This window comes from Acinetobacter sp. TGL-Y2 (genome assembly GCF_001612555.1).
Lineage (GTDB): Bacteria > Pseudomonadota > Gammaproteobacteria > Pseudomonadales > Moraxellaceae > Acinetobacter.
Genome location: NZ_CP015111.1, coordinates 68,390 through 94,991 on the forward strand (window position 1 = coordinate 68,390; position 26,602 = coordinate 94,991).

The window sequence follows — 26,602 nt, forward strand, 5'->3', positions numbered from 1 at the left end:
GAAATATTAAGATTGGAGCTACTTACTATTGAATATAGTAAGTTCCAATCTATATATTATTTTCAACATCACTAAAGACTCCATTAATATATGAATCATATAAAAAATTAATAATTCTTTTATTTTTAGGAATAAAAGCTATTCTCTTATTATTAATCTTCTCATAGACCCCATATCCATACTCATCATTAACCATAGTTTCAACGCAATTAATATCAATAGAAGCAGCGCTAAGGAATATTTCAATAGCTTTAGCTTTTACTTGGCCAGCCTTCATAAAGGGATTTTCACCTGAGATATCAAGTACTAATTTTGCAAATATCGCCTTATTTGCACTACTTACCTTCGCTCTACGCTTACCTACATCGCTACCAGCGTCATTAAAGTCTATTAATGGAATGTACATATATAACTCCACTATAAAAAATCAATTGTCTGTTACAGGAATATTAAGAAGATCATCTAAATGATCAGAATATTCTAAAAATAAAGGGTTTTGGAGTGACTTAATTGCATTTAAAATCTTACCTACATCTATATAAGATTCTGGAAAATTATTTAAACACGCCTCTAAAAAATTAAAATAAAAATATGAAATTCTAAAAGGATTCTTATAACCTTCCTTTATAGCCCAAAGCATATTTTCTTGAGAAGCAACCATCACTATTACAAATGAAAACTCCATGTAGTTAAGATTAAATAAGACTCCATCTCTACCCCGAATTCTAAAATCATCATGACTTTGAACATACAGTAATCCATGTTGACTAAAAATCCAGTTGATATCATTTTCATTATCACAAACAAATAAATGACACAAACCAGTACATAATACCCCCATATTGCTGACAAATTCAGCATCCATGATTTGAGCAGTATCTTGCTGCCTTAACCCTACGCTAATTAATGTATTGCTAATATCGAATGCATAACCTTTTAAATTATGCAATATATTTCTTGGTAACTCGTATTGGCTTATATGTAATTTTTTCTTCATTAATGATTCACTACATTCTTTTTAAATTCCATTTTTTTCTTGGTAATTTCATACCGGTTAACTGCATTCCATTTTTTCTCTAGCTCTAAAGCCTCTTTACTACCTGTGTTTTTAGCTTTATTTAACCACTCACCCGCCCTTTGTTTATCAACTGCATAACCATACATTCCATAAAAATATGCATTTGCTTGAGCCATCAATGCAATAGGTTCGTCAGTTTCAATAGCTTTGTTTAGCCAATTTCTAGCATTTTCTTTATCCTCCTTAACACCTTTGCCATTCCCGTAGAAATCTGCCATTTTGAGCATACTAGCTGTATACCCTTGATCAGCAGATATTGCGTACAATTTTCTTGCTACCTCAAAATTAACTTCCCCACCTAAACCACCTTCATTCATCATCGCTAAATTGTATGCTGAAAGTATATTTCCTTCTGATACACCTTTCTCAAACCATACTCTCGCAACACTATAATCTTTAGGTAATACCTCTCCTTTTAAAGCCAACATTCCTAGATTGTTTGAAGCGTTGCTATACCCATGGTTTGCAGCTTGAGTCATAAGCTCAATTCCTTTTTTGGTATCTTTATTTATATTGGTTCCTATTAAATAAAGATACCCCATTGAAAATAGTGCTTCTGGGTATCCCAATTCTGCAGATTTTTCCAAAAGACCCATTGAGCGAATATGATCTTGTTCATAAAAAAAACCGTTTTCATACATCATACTCAATGTGTAAATAGCTTGGGCATTGCCCCGATCTGCGGCCTTTTCAATCAGTTTTACAGTTTTTTTAGCATTTTCAGTTTTATCATCACCATCAAATCCATCTTGCATTAAGTATAATAATGCTAGACGGTTTAATGCATCATCACTATCAAGGTCAGCACCTTTTAAATAATACGTTTCAGCTTTATCAAAATTAACACTAACACCTTTACCTGTTGCATAAATATCCCCTAGCGCAACAAGTGCTGGAGCATATTTCTTATCAGCAGAATAAGAATATAATTCAATCGCTTTATTTATATTCGGTTCCGAATACGCATTAGTAAGCTCCATATTAGCTAAATTAAAACTTGCAATCTCATCCCCCTTTTTTACTGCTTCTCCAAAATATTTTTGGGCTTTACTATAATTTTCAGTCTTCATGTACAGAACACCAAGAGCATTCAATGCATCAATTGAACCAAGCTTTGCCGCTTCAACATATTTACTTTCTACTTCCAAGAAATTATCTGCCCCACCCTCCTCAAGAGTAGCGCCTTCTTTGTACAAAATTGTTGCTTTATCTAAGTTGGTTTCATGCTTGGCTCCTATTTGATTGCTGACACAACCACTGCTTAGTGCAATTGAAACCATACATGCCAATAGAGATATTTTAATTTTCATTTAACATCCAAAACAGATAAACATTATTATTAATATTATACATATAATATATCAATTATTTATTGTTTATTTATTAATATTAACTATAATTTATACAGTTTTATTATCTATTTTTATGAGAATACAATGAAAATAAATAAAAATTTATTTCTTTCATCAATACTTATTTTGTCAGTTAATAGTCACTCGGCAGACACTTTAGTAACTACCATTTATGCGCCTGCAATAAATATTTCACCATCAAAAAGTATGTTTAACTTCCCTAATACGTTACCTATTCAATTATTGATAAACAAAGACGGTAAAGTTGAGGATATAAAATTTCCAAAAGATACAAAGGATTATGTGAAAAATGAAATTAGAACCTCAATGAAAAATGCAGAGTTTTCACCCTATTTAAAAGATGGTCAAGCAATTAAAAGTATTGTTCCATTCATTGTTCGATTCAATATTATTAGCGAAGAAGATTTTTCTGGGGATACTGATTAAGGTGTAGGAATTAAAAAGCTCGCTTAAATAAATTTAAACGAGCATTGATTTTGAATTTACAAAACCTATCAACAACAGAGATAAAAGACGTAGCCCCAAAAAATATACATTTTTCAAAACCATCAACTTATACTCTTATTTTATTATAGCTAGACCCTTTGTACTGTCAAGCTTCCTTATATAAAACATTAATCAATTTCATATTCAAACTTTATATCTTTTACTGATTTACCTAAAGCAATTTCCAGCTTCATTAGTAGCTCATTGTTTTTCCTAGTAGGCTCCTTGGTATAATTATCTACTACCATCTGCCGAAATCCATTTAAATAGCTTATAACATCATTATAATTCTCAGAATTATAAAAAATACTTTTTCGCATTTTAGACAAGGTATGGTCAAATTCATCTAGCTTCAAACCAAATTTTTTGGCTGTGGCTAACCTATCATTTGAGATTTCAAAATACTGAATTATCTCTCTGTACCTTGAAATTTTCTTGAGTGACCTAGTTTTTTTCTTAATATTTACTTCACTGTATTCAGGTTTTCTTATAAGCGAATTCAGATATGCAATCGTAATCCCATATTTTTCCGAAACATAAGACTTCCTGCCCACCCTATAAAAGCAGCTTACAATTTCAATCTCAAAAGCATCATCAAAGGTCAGAGTCATGGTTACTTAAGACGTTAAATCAATTATAATAATATACCACAAATAGATATTTAGAAATTAGCATGAATACCTTATTGAAAATACTTGCAAGCTGTTTATTTGTTTCATTCTCAACCCTACCGTATGCCAAGGAACCTAATAAAAATATTGTTCTTGTAAGTCAAGGAATTGAAGATGGTTATGAAGAATACCAAATACTTATAGATAAGCTTTCTATAAAAAAAATTAGTAATAAAATAGTTTTATTTAATCTTATTAGTGATGGCTTAAGTTTAGATGAATCTATCACTTATGAAAATCCAGAAATCGGTGACAAATCTTCCGAATTTGAAAGCATGGACAATTCTCAAGTAATTATTACTTCTCAAATGGATTGTAAAACTAAAGAATTAAAACCAATTGAATACTTGGAGATTAATAAAATAACTGGTCAAAAACGCAAATCTATACCAAAAATAGGTACTGAGGATTCTGGCCAGTTTAGTGAAGACGACATCATATTAAAAAACATATTCAATATTGTTTGCAACTAAATCGCTCTAATTTTTCTATTACAAAAAAAAGCAAGCTTTAAATGCTTGCTTTTTTTAACAACTAACACGAAATCACTTATTTTGAAAAGCATCTGTAGCATTGATATTTTTCATGTAAAACCGCGCAATATCTTTAATGTCAGGACTTGATGCCTTTTCGAAAATTTGACTAATATTTTCTTTAAGATTTAGATCACCAGAAATAATGTCAAAATCTCTTAGATCAGCACATCCTTGTTCATCCAAACGTTCCTTTACATCCGATGCAGCAACAACCAATGCCGGAACACGCTCAATTTTAAACATCTTAAAAGCATCAGGATGAATATATAACTGAGGTGGTGTTTTTATGGTCATTGTGTCCATAAATTTTTGTGTCCCCATGAATTTCAATGGGTCATCTCCAATATTCCCCTTAAGGAAAACTGAGATATTTAAACGTCCGGCTTCATTGAGTAAATTTTGCAAAGTTTCTTTCGGAATTGAGCTTGAAATAAACAGATAAGCTCTGCCAGCTTCAAAATCATTATCTCCAGTTGAACCATCTGAATTCTTTTTATTCTTAGAATTCACAAGTGTTTCATTGTACTTTTGAGCAATTTTTTCTAAATCAATCATCCCTCTTTGCTTTTCCAATCGCTTGTCATCCAAGTAATCAGGAACTTTTTGAGGTGGTAGCTCAATTTTACCTATAGCCTTACCCTTTTGAATTTCAGAAGGTAGCTCTGATGCTTCTACTGCATTCGTTTTAGCAATGATTGCTTGTGCTTCTTTCTGGACCCTACTTACATCAATATTTTCAGGAAATGGATTTTCCTTTTGGACTTTTGCAATATCGATATAAGCAGTTTCTTTATTCACGGCAGCAGATGTTGTTGAAACCCAACCAGCACTTATAATTAAAGCACTCAGAAGTATATTTTTCATATTAATCACCATATCCATAGACTTTCTGGCAACAATCGCGCTTTCTATATATCTGGAAAGACATATCCTCACCTTTCACTGGATAATATCTACCAATACCCCATAAAGCAGCTGTACGCCCAAATGGTTGACAACATTGCTTTTGTTTCTTCAAGTCTACACTCGCAATACCAGCACCATCGGTAATTGCCTCCCCTCCATCTGTCGCACCTGCTGAGCCTGCAATAGCTTCATTCATTGCTTTAACTGTTGATTTTGTCTGGCTAACTGGGAATACCATGCTTGATTTATACTGACGCTTATTCATTAGAATTTGTCTGTATCCACCACACAATCCATCATTACCATAGTAACTAAGCGCTATGCCCGTGCGATGCAGCTTACTCATTAATCGTGCTTGGATTACGCCTGATGTCTCCATTGTTGATGATGAATCATCAACATGCCCTGTTAATGGATACATCAATCCATTACAACCAGCACACCAATGAAGCATAGCAACGCCAAAATGAGCTGTAGATGCAGCACAATCACCCACACAAGCGAGTACTGCTGGCAAATTCCCATACAAAGCGCCATCTGGAGACAAATAGTTTGCTAATTTATGATTTTGCCATGACGGGTCAACTTCCGTAATATACCCAATATCAAATCCCTGTTGCTCGAAACATTTTGAATTATCAAGAGCCTGACCAATAATGTACATGACAGGGTTTATATAATAATGAGCTTGGTAGAATTCATATCGTTTAGTCTCGAATTCATCGCCAGCAAAGCCCATGGTGTCACCATCGAAACTACCAGTATCAGCAATCGATACCCCACCAAGTCCAACCATACAATAAGGCTTAGCAGTAACATCAATCATCCTTGCTGGTTCATAGAAACTAATTGGAACACCAATATATAAATCACAAGTGCATAGATATTGTTCCCAGCCAGTTAGGTCTTTAGTTCCATCCTGCTTTCCTTTATAAAAAATACTTGAAATACCAATAGGCATTACACAGGACCAGCACATCCCATCAATAGGGTTAATAAATTCACCTGTACAAACCTGATCTTTGACAGGCGTATCACTGCCACTATCTTCTGCATAAGTTATAGTTGATACCATTAAAATGGCGCCAAACAAGATGGCCAATATAAGCTTGAAAAAAGAATTAGTTGTATCTTTAATATATCTATAGGCCGATTTCATCAATTCTCATCCTCAAACCTTCTTGCTCCACAAAACTTGGAGTCGCTTTAATTTCGAAACGATTTATAAATTCGCCAGTCTGATCAAACCAAAATTTTGCTTTATGCTTAACACTTAGTTCATACCAACTACCATTTACTAAAATTATGTATGAACGTGGCTTTTCTTTTCTTTTGTTCAATGCCCAAGCAACTTGCTTTTCATCATCCCCATCAATAAATATCAAAGGAAAATCCATGCTGTCTTGCTTAAGTGGATTAATGTAATCACCTTTTCGAGCAACAAAACTACCATCTGGTAACTGAATATCCATTTCTAAAATAATTGACGGGTCAATTAGTCTCGATTTTGTTGAAACAGCATGTGGAAGAACATGTCCTTTAGGACGCCTAAGACCATCTACTGTTTCTTTAACATATTTTTTTTTATGAGCTTCCCACTCACCATTGTCTACCATTTGTTTCATTTTTGCCTGAATAGCATCAATGAAACTAACTTCAACAACTGGGTAGGTCTGGCCATAAACTCCAAAATCTTTTGCCATTAAGGAACCACTATTGGCTGATAAAAATATCAAACCAATAGATATGACCAAAGATTTAATTTTTGACTTAAACATCTAAAATCACCTACGAATTAGTTCATTTTTTATTTTTCTTGTCTGCAAGAACCTTGTCCAATTTATAGTCCAACTCGCCTAGTGAAACCGCACCAGCTACAACAGTTCCATCTTCTAAAAGTGTCATGGGTGTTCCATCAAAACCTAACTGCGTTGATAATTTCACATTACGATCTACAGGATTTTCACATAGACCATCAGAGTTTGGTTCAATCCCTGAAATCAAATATTCGCGCCATGCTTTTGATTTATCTTTAGAACACCAAATCTTTTTAGAAATATTCTTTGCTTCTGGATGTATACCAACTAAAGGATTAGTGAAAATATAAACTGTTACGTTGTCTAGTTTCGCAACTTCCATTTCCAGTCTTTTGCAATATGGGCATTGTGGGTCTGAAAAAATTGCAAGTTTACGAGTACCGTTGCCTTTAACGTATTTAATCGCATCTTTAAAAGGTAATGTTGAAAAATCAATTTTCTTCAATTCATCTCTTTTTGAAGAACTTAGATTTGTTTGATCTGACATTCGAATAATGTCACCGAATAGAAAGAATTTACCAGATACATCTGTATATGCTAAGTTTTTCCCAAGAACCACTTCATAAATATCTTTAATTGGCGATTCCTTGACAGAGGTTACTTTTGTCGCTGGATATTCTTTAGCTAAGTTTTTTTGCAAAGTAGGCACATCAGCAAAAGTAACAACTGATGATGCTAGGAGTGCTACGATACTTAGTTTTTTGAAGATTTTCATATATTTTCCTTATTACGCTCTCGCTTGAAGACTCTAAATGCTGGATTTGCTTGAACAGCGTTCATTTCATTAGATTCAGATTCGTTATTAGATAAATCACTTGCATGATTTACTACCGTCTCTACATCAGGAACTTCGCTTTTTACTTCATTAATAGTTTGGGTAGGTGTTTGAGGCTCTTGAGAATCACTTAATTCATCTTGTTTCTTATTAACAATAAGACCATTTCTAAGCATGGATTCAATTGCTTCCAGTTTTTCAAGAATCTGATTCTCATTATTCGAATCTTGAATCTTAGAAACATCAATAGGGTTTATAACCAAATCAGGGGATGCAACTCCACCTTTGACCAATAGACCCTTAACCTCATACCAGCGAAGCATTTCAATCACAAGTTTAGGAAACGTGCCATATCTTAATGATGCAGCCCATTTATAAAGCTCAGGGTCACGATCATCATGAATTGTTAACTTAAATTCCTTTTTGCCATCACTAGCCATTTGCTATCTTCAATCTAATAAAGATGGTTGACTTAAAGCTGTAGAAATACCAAATTTCCGCATTCCCTTAACTACTGAATATCGTGGGTCATCCACTAAAGTTGTTTGAGGCCACATAGCGTTTAAATGTTTAAAAACACAGTCCGAACCACCACCTGCAACAAGGATATGATCAATAGTTCGAGCTTGTGATTCCAATAAGTTACGTGTTTGCTGAACTACTACTTCTACTGTAGCTGGTATAGAGTCATCAACTATTTCACCAACATCGCGGTACTTACCAAATTCCTTAATTTTTCTAGTTTTAATAATGGATTGGCATTCAATCGTTGTTGCACTTATTCCAGAAGCACCAAGCTTATTTTGTAATTCTGCTACAGCTTTAGACATCCCAACTGTGCTACCAGAAGATTCTTGTATCCAATTTTGGTTACTCATCAATAAGATATCTGTTGTGTAATGACCTATATCAATAACAGCAAATTTCTCCCGCGAAGCTGAAACACTCGAATTTTTTAATCGCCCATCATCGTTGAGTAAGAAGTCCTGATATACACCCCATGGCTGCGGAACCGGTTGAACAGAACACTCAAATATTTCATCCACTTGATCAAAAAGAGTTTCAGCATTTGATTCGAACGTACTAACAGGTAGTCCAACAACAATTAAACGAGGAACAATTCCATAACTATTCAAAAGCCTTTTTGATCTAATTAATAGTGCTTTATGCTCAAAACCTTTTAGCCAATCATTAGAAAGACCAACAGTTTGTTGAGCACCCTGTTCAATTGCAGTTTCTCCAACAAAGTAGCTCTTACCTTCAAGTTCAACAGTGTTTTCAGCAGTCTGTTTTACATTCGTGTCATAAGTGATTTTTTTAGCCGGCATAACCACAGATGGAATAAATTGTGTTTTCACTTCATTATTAAATCTAAAGGCAAGCTTTACACCACTACGCCCGACATCCAGACCTACGACAACATCAAGAGGATTCGCTGTTTTAACCAATTTTAAAACTCCAAAACAATACCAAATGTTTTATTATCATTTAAATAAAACATTAAAGAATAATTCAATTGAACCATAATAATATAATAATATTTTAAATTCCACGTTTATAATCCTAACGTTTATCAATCATTACATTATTTTAGATAAAACGTTCCATTAACTTTAAATATTTTAAGCAAAAAAAAGGCATCTATTAGATGCCAGATATAAAAACAACCTTAACTATCAGCGATATACGCGTAAAAGAGCATTGTCTAAAGTGCTGTTAGTGAATCGATTCTCAAACCATCTCAAACCATCTTGTGCGAAATAAATGTTTGTATAAATTCTGCTATCAACACCAATTCCTGCTAGGGTCTGCCAAGATCGAGTCATAATCGCTACAGGACGATTTTCTTTATTAAACTCAACATAAACAGGGTCAACATCATAGCGATTGTTAGCGCCGTCAAAATCCTTTATCACTTGCACTAAACCACCGTTAACTTGGCTGCTTAAAAATGACTTATAAACTCTAACCTCATGACCCTGTGCTCTTGCTTGATCAACAAAATACTTTGCAGGAAGGTCTTTTTCAGAATTATAAATACCATTATTTATCCTTCTATTAGCTTCCGCAAATGTACCCTCATGATTAACCAATTTCACCAAGTGAATTGTTCCAGTAGTTCTTTTCTCTATGTTAAATCCAGAAGCAACCAATGGTTTTGCCAAGTAAACAACTTTCCGATCTCTATCATCGTTTACATAAAAAAGAAACTTATCCCGAATGTTTGTGTTAGTCATTTGTTGAAATTCATTAAAACTAGACTTTTCAATCCAGTCACCAAAAGCATATTTCCCTTTATTGAGGGTGTTTGCTGTTGAATTTGAAATTGAGTCAATTTGCTGACAACCACTTAAAATACTGCCAGAAATCAATAATGCTAATAATCCATTACGTTTCATATTTATTTCCAAAAATTATTAAAATCAATATTGCCAACAATAATAAATTTAATCATCTATTAATTCTAGAGTTTTAAACAATTCTTCATCATTTCTTTTATGCAATATTAAATCTTTATCAGATATTCCATACTCTTTAGCAGCAATCCTTATGCAATGATTTTTCCCTTTCAAATGGAAATATGATATTTGCTTTTCAAGCATTATTAAGATATCCGAGTCAAGTTCAACTGTTGCTAAATCATTCCAGTCACTAAGATCATCGTATTCAGCCCCACTTGGAAACTTAGGAAAAATAAATGGCTTATTGTATCTATAAGAGTATTCAAAACCCTTAAACAACCCTACTTTGGTTGTCTTTTTTCGATCATTATCTGTGCAAATAATGAATTCAATAAAAGGAAATCTTTCACTTAATTGCTTTGCCAATACACCTATGTTATTCACATCAAAACAAACAAATACAACTCCATCAGTAACCCTATATAACGTATAACCAGTAGCATAACCCTCTACCAGATATATCCTTACAGTATTTTTTCTCCAAACACCTATACAATGGAAAGCCCCTACTGTCGATATATCAATTCTTTGATACTTCCCACCATCAGGTGTCGTTCTTTGGTAGGTCACAAATTCTAAATCTAAATTCATAGCTGGCGCTATTAAGTCGTCTTTTTTTATATAATAAAAATCATAATCACTTTCTGATTTTTTAAATTGGTTATAATGAGAACCCACTTTAAAATCTTTTCGAACTAAATATACACCTCTTGATGCCTTTACATTTTTCCTTTTTAAATATCTATTTGTATCGGGGTTTCTCGACTTATCAATCAAATCTAAATATTCACTTTGAGCTTTTTTACTCAACATTTTTTGTAGATTTTTCTCAGCTTCCCGCTTTAAGTTTTGATTTTTTTCATATTCCTTAATATTTTCATCATTTCTTTTTGTAAGCGCAATACCGTCTGCTGGAACATACCAGAAATAATCAGTGACTGAGCCTGATGTCACCTTACCATCTTTCCCTTTTATCTCAAATAAAGTCCACATAATCATTGGATTACCTGACTTTGTTAAACTTGCTTCTACATATTTATATCTACCAGCTGCTTTGTTTTTCTGTCCTTTAAAAAAAAACCGCCCCCCTTTATTTGAATCATCAAATATCTTTTTTAGCTGAAAACCCATACTTGAAAGCAAATTTTCAAATTCAGCTATAAATGCAATATGATTGTAGTCACTCATAATCTATTCCAATTCTCTAAATAAGCCTTAAGCTTCCTACCAAAGACGATTTTCACCCAAATTATTCAAGAATAAAAAAGACGAATAAATCTCTACTTCACTTAAAGATTCACCAGTGTTCATCCTTATAAAGTTTTTCAAAAAAAGGACATTGTTTTTTCTAAAAGGGATTTCCTTTCCTAAATCCACATAAGCTTTAATAGCCTTAGAGACAGCTTTAATTACATTTTCCTTTGGTTTTAAATAGAGAATATCTAAACTTTTATTTGATATTTTATTCTGCTCAATATTCCTAACTACTGTATAAACGGAAATATTATTAGTTTTAGCCAATTCAGTAATATCAAATTTTAAGGAAGAATCAATCGACTCTTTAATAGAAACTTTATGTCTTGTTGTCGAATCAATATTTTTACCTTTTCCTCTCCTAAAACCACTCTTATAACGTGGTTCAGTGACGACATACCCCTTTTCTCGTAAATATTTGAGATACTTTTTATGGGCATCACTAAAATCATGAAGCTTATAGAAATCTTCTAGAGAACAGGATAACTCCCTAAAACGAGTATCTGCTTTACGAACTAAAGAGTAAATCTGCAATGCCTTATCATTTAGACCGATTAAGCGCATACCACTAAGGCTTTTTAATCTTGATAAGGCCACATAACCTTGACCAGATGTAAATGCTTTACCAAGATCAATTTCAGCCCCTTCGAGAGTCATACCTTGACTCTTATGAACTGTGATAGCCCATGCAAGCCTTAATGGTAACTGCATTACACTTGCTACATCCTCACCATCTTCACCAAAAGACCACTTTTCAAGTTGAGGAATGATCTTCTCCCCCTTTACCGTTAATACGACTGGTAAAGTACCAAGTTCATCATCTTCTATTACCTGAACAACTTTCCCACAAGTTCCATTATTGTAGCCAAATTCTTCATTGTTTTTAGTGAACATCACTAGAGCACCAATTTTGTATTCAAAATCAGATGGAATACGACTTTGTTTCATTATCATTTCACAAAGAAAGTTTACCCCTTCAAAACTAGCTTGATAACCATAAGACTTCCCTTTTATTTTACTTAATTCATTACTGTTAATCGAATCAACATTTTCATTATGAGTGTATAGCTTTGTTACATCACTACCCAAAAAATTATCTTTGGTGCTTTTTAAAAGTTCAATACTTTCCTTCGTGACAGAATTATCTCTAATTTGATTTAAGACAGTGGAAAGTTGATCATCATTTTGTCGATATTGTTTGGTCAAATAACATATTTTAAAATCAGCATTAAGCCATACCGGAGACATGAAACAATATTTGGCACTTCCAGTATCATTCGCAGCTGACTCTACAGGCGGTAACTGGAAAAAATCCCCACAAACAATAATTTGGATTCCACCAAAAGCGCGATCATCCTCTCTACAATGTCTTAAAATTTCATCTAATAACCCTAATTGCTCAGAATGAAGCATTGAAATTTCATCGACAAAAAGAACACCAGTGTCTTTTATTCCAATCTTCTTTTCTTTTATTTTATCTAGTTCAGAAGCGCTTAGTTCATCTCTTACACCCATCCCACTCCATGAGTGAATTGTAGAACCATTTAAATGACTCGCAGCAATACCTGTAGATGCTGTGACTGCATACTTTATTTTACGTTTTTTTAGATATTCGATATATGAATTTAAGGTGTAAGTTTTACCAGCCCCTGCCTGCCCTGTAAGCATAACATTCACACCAGTCTTCATGATACTCAAGGCAAGTTGCTGATTCATAGCATAAATCCGAAATAAAATATTATGTAAATATACCACAAAATGCAAAAAAAATTAATAAGTTAACATACAATAATGTAATGTTTTATTATTAATTAAAATAAAACATTATAAAACTATTATGTTTTGTATATTATAAAAAATATTAACTCAATTTGATGCTCATCTTATGAAAACTATCTATCTTTATTTAACTCCAATTGCTTTTTTTCTTGCTGTAACCACATCCCATGCTGCAGAAATTACGGAGATCAAAACCATCAATCAACCAAATGCAATAACAGGTGAGTTTATTGTTGAAGAAGAAAGCCAAGTAAAATATTCAAAACATGCTAAAGACACCCCATTAATTCAAACAGAATCAGATACCTTTGGACTCAAACGGTTTAAAGAGGAAATGTCTGTCCCGTCTATTAAGACAAGATTTACTCAAGGATTGTCAAAGCTGAAAGAAGAACCGACACATCAACAGCAATATCCTTACGATAAAGATAATCATAGAAAATGATTGAACATTATTAAAAGATAATCAGTCGGTGCTCTGTAAAATATTATAATTAACGAAACAATAGGTTAATAAAATATAATAACTATATTTTGTTATAATGTTGACATAATATCTGTAGGTATTAAAATAGATAATATAAAGTTAATGGATATATTAAAGATGCGCCTAAATGATATTATATATAATGCTATTGTTGGAACTCAGTGTGATAATAATACTTGCAAGGAAATTATTAAAAACAACCTAATGAAGCTTTGGCGATCTACTGCTCTTGATGATAATAAGCATTATATTATCGGAATAGAGAACGGAATTGCCAAAGCCTGCTTCCCCAATAATATTGAGTATAGAATTCGTGCTGTATCAATGGGTTATGATGTTTTATCTGTAACCGAACAAGAAGCAAAAATATTATGGAAATCAAATATATTAATCGCTGTAGAAAAAGTTGACACTCATGAAATAGCTAATGAAATAAAACAATTTAATATTTAGTAACCGAGAAAATATATCCATTAAAGTCTTTATTTATTATTATAAAGACTTTTTTTATAATCAACGCAAAATATAATAACACTGTTACACTGCTCTATATTAAAATCACCAATATGGCATTTATTATTATTTATATTCATTTTTTTTGACAACCAATTATAAGCATCCTTTCTACTCATATTAAAAACATTATTTTTCCAAATCTCATCAAATACATCATGGGCCATTTTTCTCTTAAATCTTAAATCTTTTTTAGCCACACTCCCAAATGGTTTTTTGTTTTCTAAGTGCATTCCTACCCATGCATCACAATCAGAACAATAATAAAATTCTTTCAAACTTAACCGATGTCCACTTTGGTATAGTATATTACCACTAACAACAGCCGTCTCTTTGCTGCAATATTGACACTTTAACTTCCAATATTTTTGAAACTTCATTTTATTCACCTATCTACTCAAAAGCCCACTTAAGCAAAATCCCTCCTTTTTCAACGACCTCACTAACTACCCCACCCCCTAAGTATTTAGCTTCATTCAAGTTCTCTTTATATTGAGTACTTTTGGGATTTTTCAGAGGCCTATTCGTACTCAAAGCGGGATTAGGTAGCATATTAAATACATTACTGTAATTCTGCTGATCAACTTGGATGTGTCTTTTCTTTGATGCTTCATTCGGATTCATTGGCAGCTTAAACCTAGTATTAAGTACATCACTACCCGTTAAGCTTGGGAAATATTTAATCCCACTATAACTCTCCAGTTGACTTACAGAAACTGTATCAATTTTCCCTGAGTTGTCATTAACCTGAACATAAGCACCAATAACATTAGAATTTGGAAAAACTACTACTTTATAGAAATGACTGGGAACCATCACGCCCGAACCAATAACTCTTAACTTTTTACCCAGAAATAAAGTGCCGGTTATAATGTAAGCCGGTTGATTTGTGTTTTTAATAAAACCTCTTACTGCCGTTTCAACCAACCTCCAATCTTCCGCATTTGCGTAATTCGATTGTGGTGCTATATTTACTAATGAAAAGCTATCATATTGATCTTGAATACTAATTCTATTTGCTGATGCATTTAAATGCCCTCGATCATATCCTGATGACCTAAAATCACTTAACATTGATCTATAAACCATTGGAACTCTTGGTTCTTCATGAAAATTATCCACTCTTTTTATTTTTTTCGCTAATTGTAATGATTCAGGACTTACAAACTCTGCAGCATACAACCCTGTTTTAGAAAGACCTGAGTATAAAACCGCACTATTTGAAAAACATAAATTAAAATTTAATCTGCGTACTTTTTCACTCACTACTACAGGTGCTTTACTTTTATAAAAATTAACCAAACATTTATCGAATGTTTCTGCACTCGATACAGAACAATTGAAATACATTCCAAATAAAATAGATAATCTTAAAAATTTAATCATTTAAACACCTATAATAAAAAACAGATTGTAACATAACAAAAATGCTTAAATAAAAACAAAAAAAATATAAATATCAATTATTTAAACTTTAAAACCTTATGTATATATTAACAATATCAGCATTAATTAATAATTTCCAAATATATTACATTTAGTTTTTTAATTTATTATAATTATCCCATTAAATCTCAAAATGCACTATATTATGGATACAGAAAGCAAAAAATCAAAAATCAGACTGATCGGCATAGCTTTATTTGGTGAGTCTTGGATGTCTCAACTTGCCCGTCATATATCCAAAATATCAGGCATAAGAGTGACTCGAAACACTGTTGCTTGTTGGGACCGCGATGATAGAATTCCTCAGTGGGTTTACCCTAGAATAAAGGAAATCACTAAAATTAGGCATTCAGAAATTTCCCAATTACATGCTGAATTGAGCAAAAATAATTAATTTACAGCTTATCTAGAAATCTGTTTAACCTACCTATAATTAAGCATCGTTCTTACTTTTTTAGTTCTAGAACACTTATGAATAGCCATTATCACTACTGCCCATATTCGTTACAAAATTTGATTTACCAACCAAGAAATAATTATCTTGTGCTCATCATGCCTAAATGTACCTGATAAAGTTTTTACTGCAGATATGAAGCTGCACCAGTCGTCACATTCAATTGATTTAAATTATACTTGCTGATCTAACCTTGATGCGCATCAAGCTTTTAAAGTCGTAATAATTGGCATTTGGACTGATCTCTAGAACCTAGATACTCTTTTAAATATAGGCATCCTTCACTGATCTCAGCCATGTCTTGATGTGCATCAAGTCTAAATGTACCTGACATATTTTTTACTGCAGATATGAAACTGCACCAGTCGTTACATTCAATTGATTTAAATTATACTTGCTGATCTAACCTTGATGCGCATCAAGCTTTTAAAGTCGCAATAATTGGCATTTGGACTGATCTCTGGAATCTAGATACTCTTTTAAATATAGGCATCCTTCACTGATCTCAGCCCTGTCTTGATGTGCATCAAGCCTGAATGTACCTGTCACATTTTTTACTGCAGATATGAAGCTGCACCAGTCGTTACATTCAATTGATTTAAATTATACTTGCTGATCCAACCTTGATGCGCATCAAGCTTTTAAAGTCGCAATAATTGGCATTTGGACTGATCTCTAGAACCTAGATACTCTTTTAAATATAGGCATCCTTCACTGATCTCAGCCATGTCTTGATGTGCATCAAGCCTGAATGTACCTGACACATTTTTTACTGCAGATATGAAGCTGCACCAGTCGTCACATTCAATTGATTTAAATTATACTTGCTGATCTAACCTTGATGCGCATCAAGCTTTTAAAGTCGCAATAATTGGCATTTGGACTGATCTCTAGAACCTAGATACTCTTTTAAATATAGGCATCCTTCACTGATCTCAGCCATGTCTTGATGTGCATCAAGTCTAAATGTACCTGACATATTTTTTACTGCAGATATGAAGCTGCACCAGTCGTTACATTCAATTGATTTAAATTATACTTGCTGATCTAACCTTGATGCGCATCAAGCTTTTAAAGTCGCAATAATTGGCATTTGGACTGATCTCTAGAACCTAGATACTCTTTTAAATATAGGCATCCTTCACTGATCTCAGCCATGTCTTGATGTGCATCAAGCCTGAATGTACCTGACACATTTTTTACTGCAGATATGAAGCTGCACCAGTCGTTACATTCAATTGATTTAAATTATACTTGCTGATCTAACCTTGATGCGCATCAAGCTTTTAAAGTCGCAATAATTGGCATTTGGACTGATCTCTAGAACCTAGATACTCTTTTAAATATAGGCATCCTTCACTGATCTCAGCCCTGTCTTGATGTGCATCAAGCCTGAATGTACCTGACACATTTTTTACTGCAGATATGAAGCTGCACCAGTCGTTACATTCAATTGATTTAAATTATACTTGCTGATCTAACCTTGATGCGCATCAAGCTTTTAAAGTCGTAATAATTGGCATTTGGACTGATCTCTAGAACCTAGATACTCTTTTAAATATAGGCATCCTTCACTGATCTCAGCCATGTCTTGATGTGCATCAAGCCTGAATGTACCTGACACATTTTTTACTGCAGATATGAAGCTGCACCAGTCGTTACATTCAATTGATTTAAATTATACTTGCTGATCTAACCTTGATGCGCATCAAGCTTTTAAAGTCGTAATAATTGGCATTTGGACTGATCTCTAGAACCTAGATACTCTTTTAAATATAGGCATCCTTCACTGATCTCAGCCATGTCTTGATGTGCATCAAGTCTAAATGTACCTGACATATTTTTTACTGCAGATATGAAACTGCACCAGTCGTTACATTCAATTGATTTAAATTATACTTGCTGATCTAACCTTGATGCGCATCAAGCTTTTAAAGTCGCAATAATTGGCATTTGGACTGATCTCTGGAACCTAGATACTCTTTTAAATATAGGCATCCTTCACTGATCTCAGCCCTGTCTTGATGTGCATCAAGCCTGAATGTACCTGACACATTTTTTACTGCAGATATGAAGCTGCACCAGTCGTTACATTCAATTGATTTAAATTATACTTGCTGATCTAACCTTGATGCGCATCAAGCTTTTAAAGTCGCAATAATTAGAAACTGGAGGGCATTAAACTTTTAATTAGATATAAAAAAACCACCCTTAACTTTAAAGGTGGTTCTTAAACAAAATTGTTAAATTTTCTTAGGTTTTTTCTTCACTACAATAATGCTACCTTTTTCTGAAACTGTATTACTCAACACAATCGTAGCAATTGATTGTTTTACTTTAGCTTGTGACCCCGTTAACTTCTGTTGGTTTTTCTGCAAAATTAAATTGTGGAAAAGGTTAAAAACACGTTTAGCCTCACTCAACGTCATAATGGTTTTGAGTTCATCGTCACTCTTAACATCAAACTTTTCAAACTTGTCACTTAACTTTTTTAATTTGAATTTATGAATTAATTTTTTAGTAATAATGCAATAAAATTTATGGCAATCAATTTTAACCAAACCATAATTTATATTTTTTACTTCCACGTATCCCAATAATTTAGCCTGTTTTGAGTTAATCAAATGACGAATGATTACCTGACGTTCAGCATGAAAAAATTGTTGCTCCTTTAAAATCGATTTTATTCTTTGTTGATGCACATCAATTTCACTATCAGGAATATCACCAATTTCAAGATCATTCGTCATTTCAATGGCTTTCATTTTTTGTGAAAGCGCGTTTTGCGATAAAATATAAAGGGCATTAGCAACATTACCAATATACTTGTAATTGATTTTATTATGAGAATCATTATTTAAAATAACTTGAGAATTCATGAACTAACTCCGTTGCTGATATCCGGTATGAATAAGAATATAAACCATATACCACAAATACACAATACGATTTATTAATGGGTTTTTGTAAAGCTCTAGTACAAAAATAGAAAAATAGAAAAAATCTATCGAAGATTATAATGAGTATCTAGCTTTACAATATTCCCCCAGACTAAACACATAAATATAGAAATGGACCATTGGAAGGGAAGGACAGCATTTAGGAATATTCCAAATTGAATCGGAGAAACCACATAGTAAGTCAAAAACATTAAAAGGACTGAATAGCTAATGCCGCCATATAGGATGAAAAAAATACCATTTTTTATAGTGTTTAAAATTAATGAAAAAATATCGAATTCTTTTTTTGATATCAACTTACCATCGAAATCTTTCTCCAGCTTATTTAGACGTAAATAACTAAAAAAAGCGATCAACCCTATAAATAAAAATACAGGGATTAGAAAAGAAAAAATATCACCACCAAGCTTACTAATAGTAGCTGATTTGCTGTCATGAAATACTGAATAAGACACAACTTTGGCCAGCAAAACGCCAGTTAAAAAATTGGTCGCCCCCCATGTTGTTACTTTGAAATCGACAATTGGTTTTGAAAAAGATTCTGATTTAATCATGAGTTATGTCTCTACTGTTGATAGGTCTTAATTATAACCATATACCGCAATAGTGCAATGTGTAAAATTGTAATTTTATAAATGGTGTTGAATAATAAAAATAATATGTTTTTCAACACATTGTTTATTTAACTAAAAATAATATTTAACAATTATTTATAAATTTTTCTATAACTAAAGCTGAAACTAAATATAAAAAATACTCAAATTTATATGAAAAAAAATTGCGCCTCAACTCATGAAAAAAGTTAAGACACAATTACAAAGGTGTTATGTTCTCAAAATAAAATTGACTACTATGTACTGATAGTGGTCCGTTAGTAAGGTGGAACAATTACGGATGAATCGTCAGGATTTAATATTTCAGCCTTTGGTTGCTCAGGTGGTTTTTTTGCATAAGACCCACCTAACTCAGGACCTGAATTTATACTTTTTTTAGAATTTTCAAATGGATAGTCTGCGAGTGAACAAACTTCACCAACAATAATAATCAATTTATCACTAATAATTTCAGCGGTCATACGCTGATTATCATTTGAATCCCTCCACTGTCTATACTCAAGCTCACCTTGACAAAAAACAGTATTACCCTTAACAAGCTTAGACGCTATATGTGCTGCTTTGTTATATAAAATAACAGTATGCCAATGTGTTTTTTGCTTCTCTCCGAACCCTTTCTGTGTCGCAACAGAAAGAACTCCCTTCATCCCATTATCAAATTTAATAATTTGAATGTCTGCTCCTAAACGTCCTTGAACTTGAACTAGATTATGTGTTTGCATCTCAAATAACCACAAAAATATAATGGAAAAAATATAACATATTATAAATGTTTTATTAATGTTTAATTATTGAATATATTAGCTTCATATTTTTATTTGAATATTCATTTACTGCAAAATGAGCTAGTGTACAAACAATCCTGTTTTTTTCTTCCTTGCTTATTTTAACATTAATTAATTCTTTTTTTAGAAGACCAATCGGGGTAGGGGTATAGATTGATTTCTGCAAATTAACAGGATAATCCACATAGACATCTTCTAGCGTTTCATCATTTAGCACAATGAGCGCTAATGTTTTTTTTATATAAACTAAATTTTTATCTTTAGCTGTATGAAACAAAACTTTTTCAAGTTCGTCTACACTTAGTAAATCATAATTTGGTATTCCACTGTATTCTACTGATAACGTTCTAATTTTATTAAATACAAAAAAAATTATCCCAAAGAATACAACTGTGCGAATTAAGCTTAATATGCTTAAAACATAGTCTGGGTAATCTCCAAAGAATGAAAGCCAGCAAATTACTGCATAAACAGAAAACCCCATTAATAAATAAAAAACAGTAGTTTTTTTTGTCTTTGGAATGAAGTAGACCCCCTCACTACAGTAATCTACTTCCTTTGCGAAATTAATCTCACCCAACTTTTTCATTAACTAATGTTCTCTTTTACCATTTTGATCAGAAATTTCACTGATATCGTTGGCAGTATTCAATAGATGTATTGCATTAATCACATCATTTGCATGAAAGTTAAGAAATTTAATGATCTCAATCAAATTACCAAACTCATTTCCTATTAAATTTTGATTAATTGGAATGTTGTTTATCTTCACACTAATAATCTTTTTATCTATGAATGCTTTGTCACTGATAGCATCTTTGGGCAAGTATAATACATCCAAATCACAATTGCTGTCTTCTATCTTTATTGATACTTCTGCAGCAACCTCTATAAAAATCATCATGATGGTAACTCTATTGTTGATGATTCATTATAACCATATACCGCCTTATAACTTGTTTTTGAATTGTAACTACCGCTATAAAATTCTAATCAAAAAAAACTCCACCAGCTATAAGCTCAGTGGAGTTGGAAAAAAACCCCTCTTAGGTCTCGAATTATCAGCAACGGATAAAGAGGGGGATAACACTTGGTAGTAAACTACCTTATAAAGAGCTTCCAATGTTTTTTGCATATCAACAGTATTGGAAGCATGACTTTAGCAAACTGTATAGTCTTGCTTTAAAAATCGTGCGAACTTTCGTTCTCGCTATAGTTGTTATGATAATCCATATACCACAAATACGCAATACACTTTTTTAAAATTAAGCAAATTAAATAATGCCATTAGCTCTAATCTTTTCTAAATCTATATTTCATTATTTTTTTTGAATGCGCCCATTATTAACAGGTTTGAATGAAATTAAAATTAAGGGTAAAGTCCTTTTAAGCTTAGTGCTTTACAGGCAGTTTACACTTTGAAAACAGAATATATTTTAAGCTCAAAAATATATGTAGGATTCCACAAGTTTGATGACTTGAAAGAGTTTCTTAACAAGGGTGCAATAGATCGACATCCTTTACTGACAACAACATACTTATGTGGCCAATATGCATATTACTCATCAACCTCTATGGACTCAGTTAACATCCGTACCTTCAAATCTGAACTTAAGCTTCTGGAAAAGATAGGAGTGAAATTTGATTTTGAATTAGCGCTCAACTGTGCTGTGTATTTTAAAACTATGCTAGATAATGGAAATACCAAGTTAATTTGGTATTAACGTAATGACTCAATTTCTAGTTAATCAACTACTGTAAGATCAGCCAAATTGCACTTATCTTCACCGCACTTAAGTTTTCGCTTGGGGCTACCCCAAACTTGTGCAAGACACGTAGGGCAACGGTACTTCACACGGTTTGAATGATTGTCGATAGGCGGTTTAGACAAAAGCCCCGCATCAATCGGATTTGTACATATTGGACCTTCATCTATTTCAATAATTGTCACATCATCATTATCTTCTACTACAGTACCTTTAACTGCTGCTGTAAGGCCGCCTGTATCGTTAGGAGTTGCTACACCAGATGTAAGTGTAGGAAAACGAATACTCGCATCTGCAGCACATACAGCAACAAGATCATCGTCATCATTTGCGGAATTAGTAGATACCTGACTGCCTAATGCGCCTCCAAAAATCAAATCAACACGACTTGCCCCCAATTCATCCACAAAATCGTCTTCATCATCATTAACAAAAATAATTGGTTTAATTGGCTCTTTTTTCTGAATTGCTACAGTAGTGACAAGAAAATTACTTGGAAGTGGTGCATCTAAGTCCATCGGTGAACAAGGAGGGAAGCGATCAAACCAAGATAGCGAAAACTCACTATCAATAAGTTCATCACATGCTTTATCAAAAGGCCCATCCTTAATAATGTAATGCGTCATCTGTTGACCAGTACGCTTTCCACCAAATTTACCTGTATTTGATGTAAATAAACCTCTTTCCTCCATAATTTCAGAGAAAACTTTATCATGATAGCCAGCGCGATGCCTTTTACCTATAAACCTTTGATATTTGTGAGATTGTTCATGTACAAGGGTGCTTAATGTTTGCTTAATACTCCGTACACCAAAATAACTTGGATTCATCGCCAGTTCATCAATTTGCTCTCCGCTGGAGTTAACAAATCTTCCATGCGACAGATAGCCAAGTGTTCTTTTTTCTCTTTGCAACGTAATCAAACAAGATGGAAGTTTTCCATCAAATAAACGCTCATTAAAAAATGCGTATGCCAGCTCTAATTCTTTATAGGTTTCTAAAGAGGGGCTTTTCCCAGTACTTGAAATTTTTAGGTTATCGATTTCCATAACTGCAGATTTCTCTAATTTTTAATATATTGTATTGTGCAATACAATATATTAATTAACAATTAAAAAAGCTATTTCAGATATCAATTTTAGAGTCTAAATTTCTTTGCCCCTTGGATACCTATCAACAAAAAAAGTAACATTGCTTAGAAATTTCAATAGAGGCTAAATATCCATTAATGTAAAAAGCCCATCAAAAAGATGGGCTTTTTACATTAATGGCTTATCTCACTTGAATTTACAAATCGCTGTCAGCAATAACTGTTTTCTCGGTTTCTTTTTCAACATAGTGTGGTACTTTTTTTTCATTATCAATACCCGAAATAGCCTTAATATCTAGAATTAATTCATGATCTGGATATTTGATTCTAGCAATTGCTCTTTCATTTACAAGATATGCTGTACCATTTGGAGAACTAATGATGTATTCCCTTGTAAAATAATCAGTTCTCAACTTCCCCTTAAGCACCGTGCAATAGTCACTAATCTCCGTACAATCCTTTAAATAAACCTCTGCATAGTCTGCACGATTTGCAAAAAACTTCATTGTATGGATAGCCACGGCTCCAATCAGTAAAATATAAATTAGTTTCATTAAAGCTCTTTACTTTCTACTGTCTGATCTAAATGATCTGATGCATTCAATTCATTGTATTTATATGCAGCTTCACAAAGGTCTTTCTCTTTTACCAGAAGCCCTGTATCTCTTTTTTGCAAATCAAAACCACTACTGTTTTTATTGAAATGGTTATCTACATCACGCCAGTAAGCATCTAATACATCTTCATACTGATATCCACGTACTGAGCCTTTATTTTTATCCATACAAGAGAAAAGAACTGAATTTATGGTCCCGTATGATTGCGTCTTATTTACTGCAAGACTATTCATCATTTGAATTATATTTGCTTGTAATGGTGGGGGGAGTGGGGCGAACTGAACCGCGAAGTAAATAAAAATGCTAAGTGGAAAAATAGGACTATATGGCGATTTTAGTTTAAAACGAGAATTTATTAACAATGTTATTAAATAAGACGTAAATACGGCCAATAAAATCAAGACAATTGTATTACTGTATATTAGTGTTAAAAACATATTTAACATGTGTAACCCTTATAAAGTTTTTCTTTAATTTCAATCAGATTTGCTTAGTTTAATTGATTACTAAATCACTCACCATGTTCTTTAAACCATTTTTTACTTGTGAGCCTCTGTAAATCTAGTTTTCCATTGAAGTATAAAACACCGATCACCGTCCATAAAACTAGACTAATTAAACAAAACCAAAAAACAAAAACATAAAATGTATGCACAAATATGACCTCAAAAAAACTCTTGTAAGCCTATTTCTCATTTACAGATTTTAGGAATTTCTGCAAATACTGAAATTCATCATTAGTAATAACGTCATTAGCCATAGCCGCACGAATTGCCTCAATAACTTTAGGCTTATTTTTATGAATTTTAATAGTATTTTCAACTAACTTATATTTTTTAAGTGAAATCTCATCGGCTCCATTTACATCACCCATCATTATCATAAACACAGCACTTGCTGATGCCTGACTACTCAATGTTGCAACCATAAAAAATGATATAAATAATTTTTTCACTTTTTTGCCTCAATTAAAAACTTAATATTCGTTTTTACCTTTTCGATTTCATTTCGATAAGCAGCACCTTTCCGCATTTCAATCTGATCTCTAATAAGCGAAACATCGGCTTTAGTGATAAAGCCCTTATTTGTTAGCGTTTTAACATAGGCACTAATTTCAGATTCTGGATGATTCTCAGTGAAAGTAACAATTTCATTGAATTCGGTATTGGAGAGGTGAAAATTATTTGAATTAAATGCTAGAACAATAGAGCACACGCCAGCCAAACCAAACATCCCCACACACAGGTTTTTTCTGGTTCGGGATTCAGAGAACCCAATCAATAAAGCTATGATAGCAATACAGATAATAGCGAAGACATAGACCCAAAACATATAATAAGCAAGCAAGCTTAAATCTCACTTTTGTTAATAATACATTATTTTATATATAATATATTTATTATGCAAAGATTATTATTCGATTTAATATTAAAATCTAGAAATAAATATTAGGCTGCTTATAATTCCTAAACAATTAAAAAAAACAAAATATATTTCAAATTTTGAATCAGAATTCTTAGCTACTTTATAGAGGATATAGAGTGCAAAAAAGAATGGTAATGACAATCCTGCATACACAGCCATCAAAGATGTCTCAAACAACAACCAATTAATTAAATATACATTTTATAATTATAATAAACATCATTATAAATGTTTCATTAACATTTAAAATTGTAATTAATAAAAAATTTATCCCAGACATTCGGTGAGCTAATTTTTCATATTAATTCACTTGCTTCCGTCTACTACCGTTTTCGATGCTTTTGCCTTTTTTGTTAAAAACTTAACAATGCAGTTTTTGAGGTAAATTAAGAGACCTACGATAGCAGCTACAGCAACCCCTATATTGACTAGAATTAATGCTCCATAGGCTATGTAATCCCAAATTGAGTGCATCTTGATAGCTCCATAGAATTTGCTTTTAAGAAATAATGATTGATAATAATGACTGTATTTAAGGCCTAACTTATAAGAAATTATTCGTGCATCACTAATCTGAAAAACATAAATCTCTGCGTAAGCAGAGTTTTTAGTTGCGCCAGCTCATTTTAAAACATTGGCGTGAGCAAATGTTCGTAGCGCAAGCGAAGCGGATTTTTGCATTAGATATGCGAGACTTAAAAACTAAATTATTATATAACGATACACAAACAAATTGAATTAATATTTAATGAATATTAATAAATGATACAATAACAATAAATATATATGCTGATTTAAAAATGACTAACTGGACAGATTATAGAACAAAATTTACTTACCCCATCCTTACAGCCTTTGTTATCTTTATCATAATTTTAACGGGAGGTTTTTTAAAAAATTTAGGAATTAAGAATCCAGCTTTTTTTTATGGCCTTGCAATTCCATTTTTCTTTTATAGTGCTCTTACCAACATTCAACAGTTAAGCTATCAAAAATATGATCAGCAGAAACTTTCTAAGCCATGGTTAAGTACCGTATGCTTATGCACTGTATTTATTGTATTTGCATCAGTACAACTAAATTCATACTGGCCTTTTATTTACTACTTGTACGGAATTGGTGGGATGATGCTAACTCTAGCATGTGCTTTGTCTATTTTTACTATTAAGGGCCGTATAAATAAAATATTCAATCCTGTAAATAGTGACTCTTACTCAAAAATGCATCGTAGTTTCAATGGGGTAGGGGCTTTTCTCTTATTCCTATATTTAGTCTATGCAATCTTAAAAATTTTCTTCCAATAATAAA

The 26,602-nt window shown here is 32.6% G+C and carries 31 protein-coding genes; 6 read left to right on the top strand and 25 right to left on the bottom strand.

What is annotated here, in order from left to right; all coding sequences use genetic code 11:
• Nucleotides 1-49 precede the first annotated feature (49 nt).
• Genes AMD27_RS16595 through AMD27_RS16605 form a run of 3 tightly spaced genes read right to left on the bottom strand, consistent with a single transcriptional unit; the run spans nt 50 to nt 2,388 of the window.
• Nucleotides 50-406, bottom strand: a complete 357-nt coding sequence (locus tag AMD27_RS16595; RefSeq protein WP_067663359.1) for a hypothetical protein — start codon at nt 404-406, stop codon at nt 50-52.
• 21 nt (nt 407-427) lie between these two features.
• Nucleotides 428-997, bottom strand: coding sequence for a hypothetical protein (locus AMD27_RS16600; RefSeq protein ID WP_067663362.1), 570 nt, complete (start codon nt 995-997; stop codon nt 428-430).
• On the bottom strand, nt 997-2,388 hold the full coding sequence (locus AMD27_RS16605) for a tetratricopeptide repeat protein (protein ID WP_067663365.1): 1,392 nt from the start codon (nt 2,386-2,388) through the stop codon (nt 997-999). Before AMD27_RS16605 ends, AMD27_RS16600 begins: the two co-directional genes overlap by 1 nt.
• A 126-nt stretch (nt 2,389-2,514) precedes the next feature.
• Here AMD27_RS16605 and AMD27_RS16610 point away from each other — a divergent pair, with 126 nt between their 5' ends.
• Nucleotides 2,515-2,877 (top strand): hypothetical protein, encoded by a 363-nt coding sequence (locus AMD27_RS16610; protein ID WP_067663367.1) that lies wholly within the window; start codon nt 2,515-2,517, stop codon nt 2,875-2,877.
• Between the two features lie 188 nt (nt 2,878-3,065).
• Here AMD27_RS16610 and AMD27_RS16615 read toward each other — a convergent pair whose 3' ends face one another.
• Complete coding sequence (locus tag AMD27_RS16615) at nt 3,066-3,548, bottom strand: hypothetical protein (protein WP_067663370.1); 483 nt, start codon at nt 3,546-3,548, stop codon at nt 3,066-3,068.
• Nucleotides 3,549-3,610: 62 nt separating this feature from the next.
• Here AMD27_RS16615 and AMD27_RS16620 point away from each other — a divergent pair, with 62 nt between their 5' ends.
• Nucleotides 3,611-4,081, top strand: a complete 471-nt coding sequence (locus AMD27_RS16620; RefSeq protein ID WP_067663373.1) for a hypothetical protein — start codon at nt 3,611-3,613, stop codon at nt 4,079-4,081.
• 72 nt (nt 4,082-4,153) lie between these two features.
• On the opposite strand, the gene trbC is transcribed toward AMD27_RS16620, so the two are convergent.
• The 9 genes from trbC to AMD27_RS16665 form a co-directional block, all read right to left on the bottom strand.
• The gene (gene trbC / locus AMD27_RS16625) at nt 4,154-5,008 is read right to left on the bottom strand and encodes a type-F conjugative transfer system pilin assembly protein TrbC (protein ID WP_171254880.1); all 855 of its coding nucleotides are present in this window, start codon (nt 5,006-5,008) and stop codon (nt 4,154-4,156) included.
• 1 nt (nt 5,009) lies between these two features.
• Nucleotides 5,010-6,209: a TraU family protein gene (locus AMD27_RS19250; RefSeq protein WP_067663380.1), complete on the bottom strand. Its 1,200-nt coding sequence runs from the start codon at nt 6,207-6,209 to the stop codon at nt 5,010-5,012.
• A complete protein-coding gene (gene traW, locus AMD27_RS16635; RefSeq protein WP_067663383.1) occupies nt 6,193-6,828 on the bottom strand; it encodes a type-F conjugative transfer system protein TraW in 636 nt (211 codons plus the stop codon). Before traW ends, AMD27_RS19250 begins: the two co-directional genes overlap by 17 nt.
• Before the next feature lie 22 nt (nt 6,829-6,850).
• Nucleotides 6,851-7,582, bottom strand: coding sequence for a DsbC family protein (locus AMD27_RS16640; RefSeq protein WP_067663386.1), 732 nt, complete (start codon nt 7,580-7,582; stop codon nt 6,851-6,853).
• Complete coding sequence (locus tag AMD27_RS16645; protein ID WP_067663389.1) at nt 7,579-8,082, bottom strand: hypothetical protein; 504 nt, start codon at nt 8,080-8,082, stop codon at nt 7,579-7,581. Before AMD27_RS16645 ends, AMD27_RS16640 begins: the two co-directional genes overlap by 4 nt.
• Before the next feature lie 9 nt (nt 8,083-8,091).
• On the bottom strand, nt 8,092-9,090 hold the full coding sequence (locus AMD27_RS16650; protein ID WP_067663392.1) for a ParM/StbA family protein: 999 nt from the start codon (nt 9,088-9,090) through the stop codon (nt 8,092-8,094).
• 228 nt (nt 9,091-9,318) lie between these two features.
• Nucleotides 9,319-10,041, bottom strand: a complete 723-nt coding sequence (locus AMD27_RS16655; protein ID WP_067663395.1) for a hypothetical protein — start codon at nt 10,039-10,041, stop codon at nt 9,319-9,321.
• A gap of 48 nt (nt 10,042-10,089) precedes the next feature.
• Nucleotides 10,090-11,292: a hypothetical protein gene (locus AMD27_RS16660; protein WP_067663398.1), complete on the bottom strand. Its 1,203-nt coding sequence runs from the start codon at nt 11,290-11,292 to the stop codon at nt 10,090-10,092.
• A 36-nt stretch (nt 11,293-11,328) separates the two neighbouring features.
• Nucleotides 11,329-13,074, bottom strand: a complete 1,746-nt coding sequence (locus AMD27_RS16665; RefSeq protein ID WP_067663401.1) for a PIF1 family DEAD/DEAH box helicase — start codon at nt 13,072-13,074, stop codon at nt 11,329-11,331.
• A 169-nt stretch (nt 13,075-13,243) separates the two neighbouring features.
• Here AMD27_RS16665 and AMD27_RS16670 point away from each other — a divergent pair, with 169 nt between their 5' ends.
• Together AMD27_RS16670 and AMD27_RS16675 are read left to right on the top strand one after the other, a co-directional pair.
• On the top strand, nt 13,244-13,582 hold the full coding sequence (locus tag AMD27_RS16670) for a hypothetical protein (protein WP_067663404.1): 339 nt from the start codon (nt 13,244-13,246) through the stop codon (nt 13,580-13,582).
• A gap of 159 nt (nt 13,583-13,741) precedes the next feature.
• Complete coding sequence (locus AMD27_RS16675; RefSeq protein WP_067663407.1) at nt 13,742-14,077, top strand: hypothetical protein; 336 nt, start codon at nt 13,742-13,744, stop codon at nt 14,075-14,077.
• A gap of 29 nt (nt 14,078-14,106) precedes the next feature.
• Here AMD27_RS16675 and AMD27_RS16680 read toward each other — a convergent pair whose 3' ends face one another.
• Nucleotides 14,107-14,517: a zinc-finger-containing protein gene (locus AMD27_RS16680; protein ID WP_067663410.1), complete on the bottom strand. Its 411-nt coding sequence runs from the start codon at nt 14,515-14,517 to the stop codon at nt 14,107-14,109.
• 13 nt (nt 14,518-14,530) lie between these two features.
• A complete protein-coding gene (locus AMD27_RS16685) occupies nt 14,531-15,523 on the bottom strand; it encodes a DNA/RNA non-specific endonuclease (protein WP_067663413.1) in 993 nt (330 codons plus the stop codon).
• 205 nt (nt 15,524-15,728) lie between these two features.
• On the opposite strand from AMD27_RS16685, the gene AMD27_RS16690 reads away from it, so the two are divergent.
• The gene (locus AMD27_RS16690) at nt 15,729-15,977 is read left to right on the top strand and encodes a hypothetical protein (protein ID WP_067663416.1); all 249 of its coding nucleotides are present in this window, start codon (nt 15,729-15,731) and stop codon (nt 15,975-15,977) included.
• Between the two features lie 2,303 nt (nt 15,978-18,280).
• Here the strand turns inward: AMD27_RS16690 and AMD27_RS16695 are convergent.
• The 10 genes from AMD27_RS16695 to AMD27_RS16750 form a co-directional block, all read right to left on the bottom strand.
• Nucleotides 18,281-18,916: a hypothetical protein gene (locus tag AMD27_RS16695; protein ID WP_067663420.1), complete on the bottom strand. Its 636-nt coding sequence runs from the start codon at nt 18,914-18,916 to the stop codon at nt 18,281-18,283.
• A 125-nt stretch (nt 18,917-19,041) separates the two neighbouring features.
• The gene (locus tag AMD27_RS16700) at nt 19,042-19,551 is read right to left on the bottom strand and encodes a hypothetical protein (protein ID WP_067663424.1); all 510 of its coding nucleotides are present in this window, start codon (nt 19,549-19,551) and stop codon (nt 19,042-19,044) included.
• Nucleotides 19,552-19,868: 317 nt separating this feature from the next.
• The gene (locus tag AMD27_RS16705) at nt 19,869-20,333 is read right to left on the bottom strand and encodes a single-stranded DNA-binding protein (protein WP_067663427.1); all 465 of its coding nucleotides are present in this window, start codon (nt 20,331-20,333) and stop codon (nt 19,869-19,871) included.
• Between the two features lie 55 nt (nt 20,334-20,388).
• Complete coding sequence (locus AMD27_RS16710) at nt 20,389-20,985, bottom strand: hypothetical protein (protein ID WP_067663430.1); 597 nt, start codon at nt 20,983-20,985, stop codon at nt 20,389-20,391.
• Between the two features lie 3 nt (nt 20,986-20,988).
• Entirely contained in the window at nt 20,989-21,300 is a 312-nt protein-coding gene (locus tag AMD27_RS16715) for a hypothetical protein (RefSeq protein ID WP_067663433.1), read from the bottom strand.
• A gap of 840 nt (nt 21,301-22,140) precedes the next feature.
• Nucleotides 22,141-23,211 (bottom strand): SprT-like domain-containing protein, encoded by a 1,071-nt coding sequence (locus AMD27_RS16730; RefSeq protein WP_067663442.1) that lies wholly within the window; start codon nt 23,209-23,211, stop codon nt 22,141-22,143.
• A gap of 238 nt (nt 23,212-23,449) precedes the next feature.
• Complete coding sequence (locus AMD27_RS16735) at nt 23,450-23,806, bottom strand: hypothetical protein (protein WP_067663445.1); 357 nt, start codon at nt 23,804-23,806, stop codon at nt 23,450-23,452.
• Complete coding sequence (locus AMD27_RS18820; protein WP_171254881.1) at nt 23,806-24,105, bottom strand: hypothetical protein; 300 nt, start codon at nt 24,103-24,105, stop codon at nt 23,806-23,808. The genes AMD27_RS16735 and AMD27_RS18820 overlap by 1 nt, the downstream gene beginning before the upstream one ends.
• A 449-nt stretch (nt 24,106-24,554) precedes the next feature.
• A complete protein-coding gene (locus tag AMD27_RS16745) occupies nt 24,555-24,824 on the bottom strand; it encodes a hypothetical protein (RefSeq protein WP_067663451.1) in 270 nt (89 codons plus the stop codon).
• The gene (locus AMD27_RS16750; protein ID WP_150115839.1) at nt 24,821-25,216 is read right to left on the bottom strand and encodes a hypothetical protein; all 396 of its coding nucleotides are present in this window, start codon (nt 25,214-25,216) and stop codon (nt 24,821-24,823) included. Before AMD27_RS16750 ends, AMD27_RS16745 begins: the two co-directional genes overlap by 4 nt.
• Nucleotides 25,217-26,094: 878 nt before the next feature.
• On the opposite strand from AMD27_RS16750, the gene AMD27_RS16755 reads away from it, so the two are divergent.
• Nucleotides 26,095-26,598, top strand: a complete 504-nt coding sequence (locus tag AMD27_RS16755; RefSeq protein WP_067663457.1) for a hypothetical protein — start codon at nt 26,095-26,097, stop codon at nt 26,596-26,598.
• The last annotated feature ends 4 nt before the right edge of the window (nt 26,599-26,602 follow it).

Bases quoted from the DNA above. Each gene is read 5' to 3' on its own strand.
- AMD27_RS16655 (WP_067663395.1), bottom strand. From the start codon at position 10,041: ATGAAACGTAATGGATTATTAGCATTATTGATTTCTGGCAGTATTTTA.
- AMD27_RS16620 (WP_067663373.1), top strand. From the start codon at position 3,611: ATGAATACCTTATTGAAAATACTTGCAAGCTGTTTATTTGTTTCATTC.
- AMD27_RS16615 (WP_067663370.1), bottom strand. From the start codon at position 3,548: ATGACTCTGACCTTTGATGATGCTTTTGAGATTGAAATTGTAAGCTGC.
- AMD27_RS16640 (WP_067663386.1), bottom strand. From the start codon at position 7,582: ATGAAAATCTTCAAAAAACTAAGTATCGTAGCACTCCTAGCATCATCA.
- AMD27_RS16710 (WP_067663430.1), bottom strand. From the start codon at position 20,985: ATGAAAAAGTTGGGTGAGATTAATTTCGCAAAGGAAGTAGATTACTGT.
- AMD27_RS16665 (WP_067663401.1), bottom strand. From the start codon at position 13,074: ATGAATCAGCAACTTGCCTTGAGTATCATGAAGACTGGTGTGAATGTT.
- AMD27_RS16610 (WP_067663367.1), top strand. From the start codon at position 2,515: ATGAAAATAAATAAAAATTTATTTCTTTCATCAATACTTATTTTGTCA.
- AMD27_RS16755 (WP_067663457.1), top strand. From the start codon at position 26,095: ATGACTAACTGGACAGATTATAGAACAAAATTTACTTACCCCATCCTT.
- AMD27_RS16605 (WP_067663365.1), bottom strand. From the start codon at position 2,388: ATGAAAATTAAAATATCTCTATTGGCATGTATGGTTTCAATTGCACTA.
- traW (WP_067663383.1), bottom strand. From the start codon at position 6,828: ATGTTTAAGTCAAAAATTAAATCTTTGGTCATATCTATTGGTTTGATA.
- AMD27_RS16685 (WP_067663413.1), bottom strand. From the start codon at position 15,523: ATGATTAAATTTTTAAGATTATCTATTTTATTTGGAATGTATTTCAAT.
- AMD27_RS16675 (WP_067663407.1), top strand. From the start codon at position 13,742: ATGCGCCTAAATGATATTATATATAATGCTATTGTTGGAACTCAGTGT.
- AMD27_RS16660 (WP_067663398.1), bottom strand. From the start codon at position 11,292: ATGAGTGACTACAATCATATTGCATTTATAGCTGAATTTGAAAATTTG.
- AMD27_RS18820 (WP_171254881.1), bottom strand. From the start codon at position 24,105: ATGATGAATAGTCTTGCAGTAAATAAGACGCAATCATACGGGACCATA.
- trbC (WP_171254880.1), bottom strand. From the start codon at position 5,008: ATGAAAAATATACTTCTGAGTGCTTTAATTATAAGTGCTGGTTGGGTT.
- AMD27_RS16595 (WP_067663359.1), bottom strand. From the start codon at position 406: ATGTACATTCCATTAATAGACTTTAATGACGCTGGTAGCGATGTAGGT.
- AMD27_RS16645 (WP_067663389.1), bottom strand. From the start codon at position 8,082: ATGGCTAGTGATGGCAAAAAGGAATTTAAGTTAACAATTCATGATGAT.
- AMD27_RS19250 (WP_067663380.1), bottom strand. From the start codon at position 6,209: ATGAAATCGGCCTATAGATATATTAAAGATACAACTAATTCTTTTTTC.
- AMD27_RS16730 (WP_067663442.1), bottom strand. From the start codon at position 23,211: ATGGAAATCGATAACCTAAAAATTTCAAGTACTGGGAAAAGCCCCTCT.
- AMD27_RS16670 (WP_067663404.1), top strand. From the start codon at position 13,244: ATGAAAACTATCTATCTTTATTTAACTCCAATTGCTTTTTTTCTTGCT.
- AMD27_RS16700 (WP_067663424.1), bottom strand. From the start codon at position 19,551: ATGATTAAATCAGAATCTTTTTCAAAACCAATTGTCGATTTCAAAGTA.
- AMD27_RS16600 (WP_067663362.1), bottom strand. From the start codon at position 997: ATGAAGAAAAAATTACATATAAGCCAATACGAGTTACCAAGAAATATA.
- AMD27_RS16735 (WP_067663445.1), bottom strand. From the start codon at position 23,806: ATGAAACTAATTTATATTTTACTGATTGGAGCCGTGGCTATCCATACA.
- AMD27_RS16690 (WP_067663416.1), top strand. From the start codon at position 15,729: ATGGATACAGAAAGCAAAAAATCAAAAATCAGACTGATCGGCATAGCT.
- AMD27_RS16680 (WP_067663410.1), bottom strand. From the start codon at position 14,517: ATGAAGTTTCAAAAATATTGGAAGTTAAAGTGTCAATATTGCAGCAAA.
- AMD27_RS16695 (WP_067663420.1), bottom strand. From the start codon at position 18,916: ATGAATTCTCAAGTTATTTTAAATAATGATTCTCATAATAAAATCAAT.
- AMD27_RS16715 (WP_067663433.1), bottom strand. From the start codon at position 21,300: ATGATGATTTTTATAGAGGTTGCTGCAGAAGTATCAATAAAGATAGAA.
- AMD27_RS16705 (WP_067663427.1), bottom strand. From the start codon at position 20,333: ATGCAAACACATAATCTAGTTCAAGTTCAAGGACGTTTAGGAGCAGAC.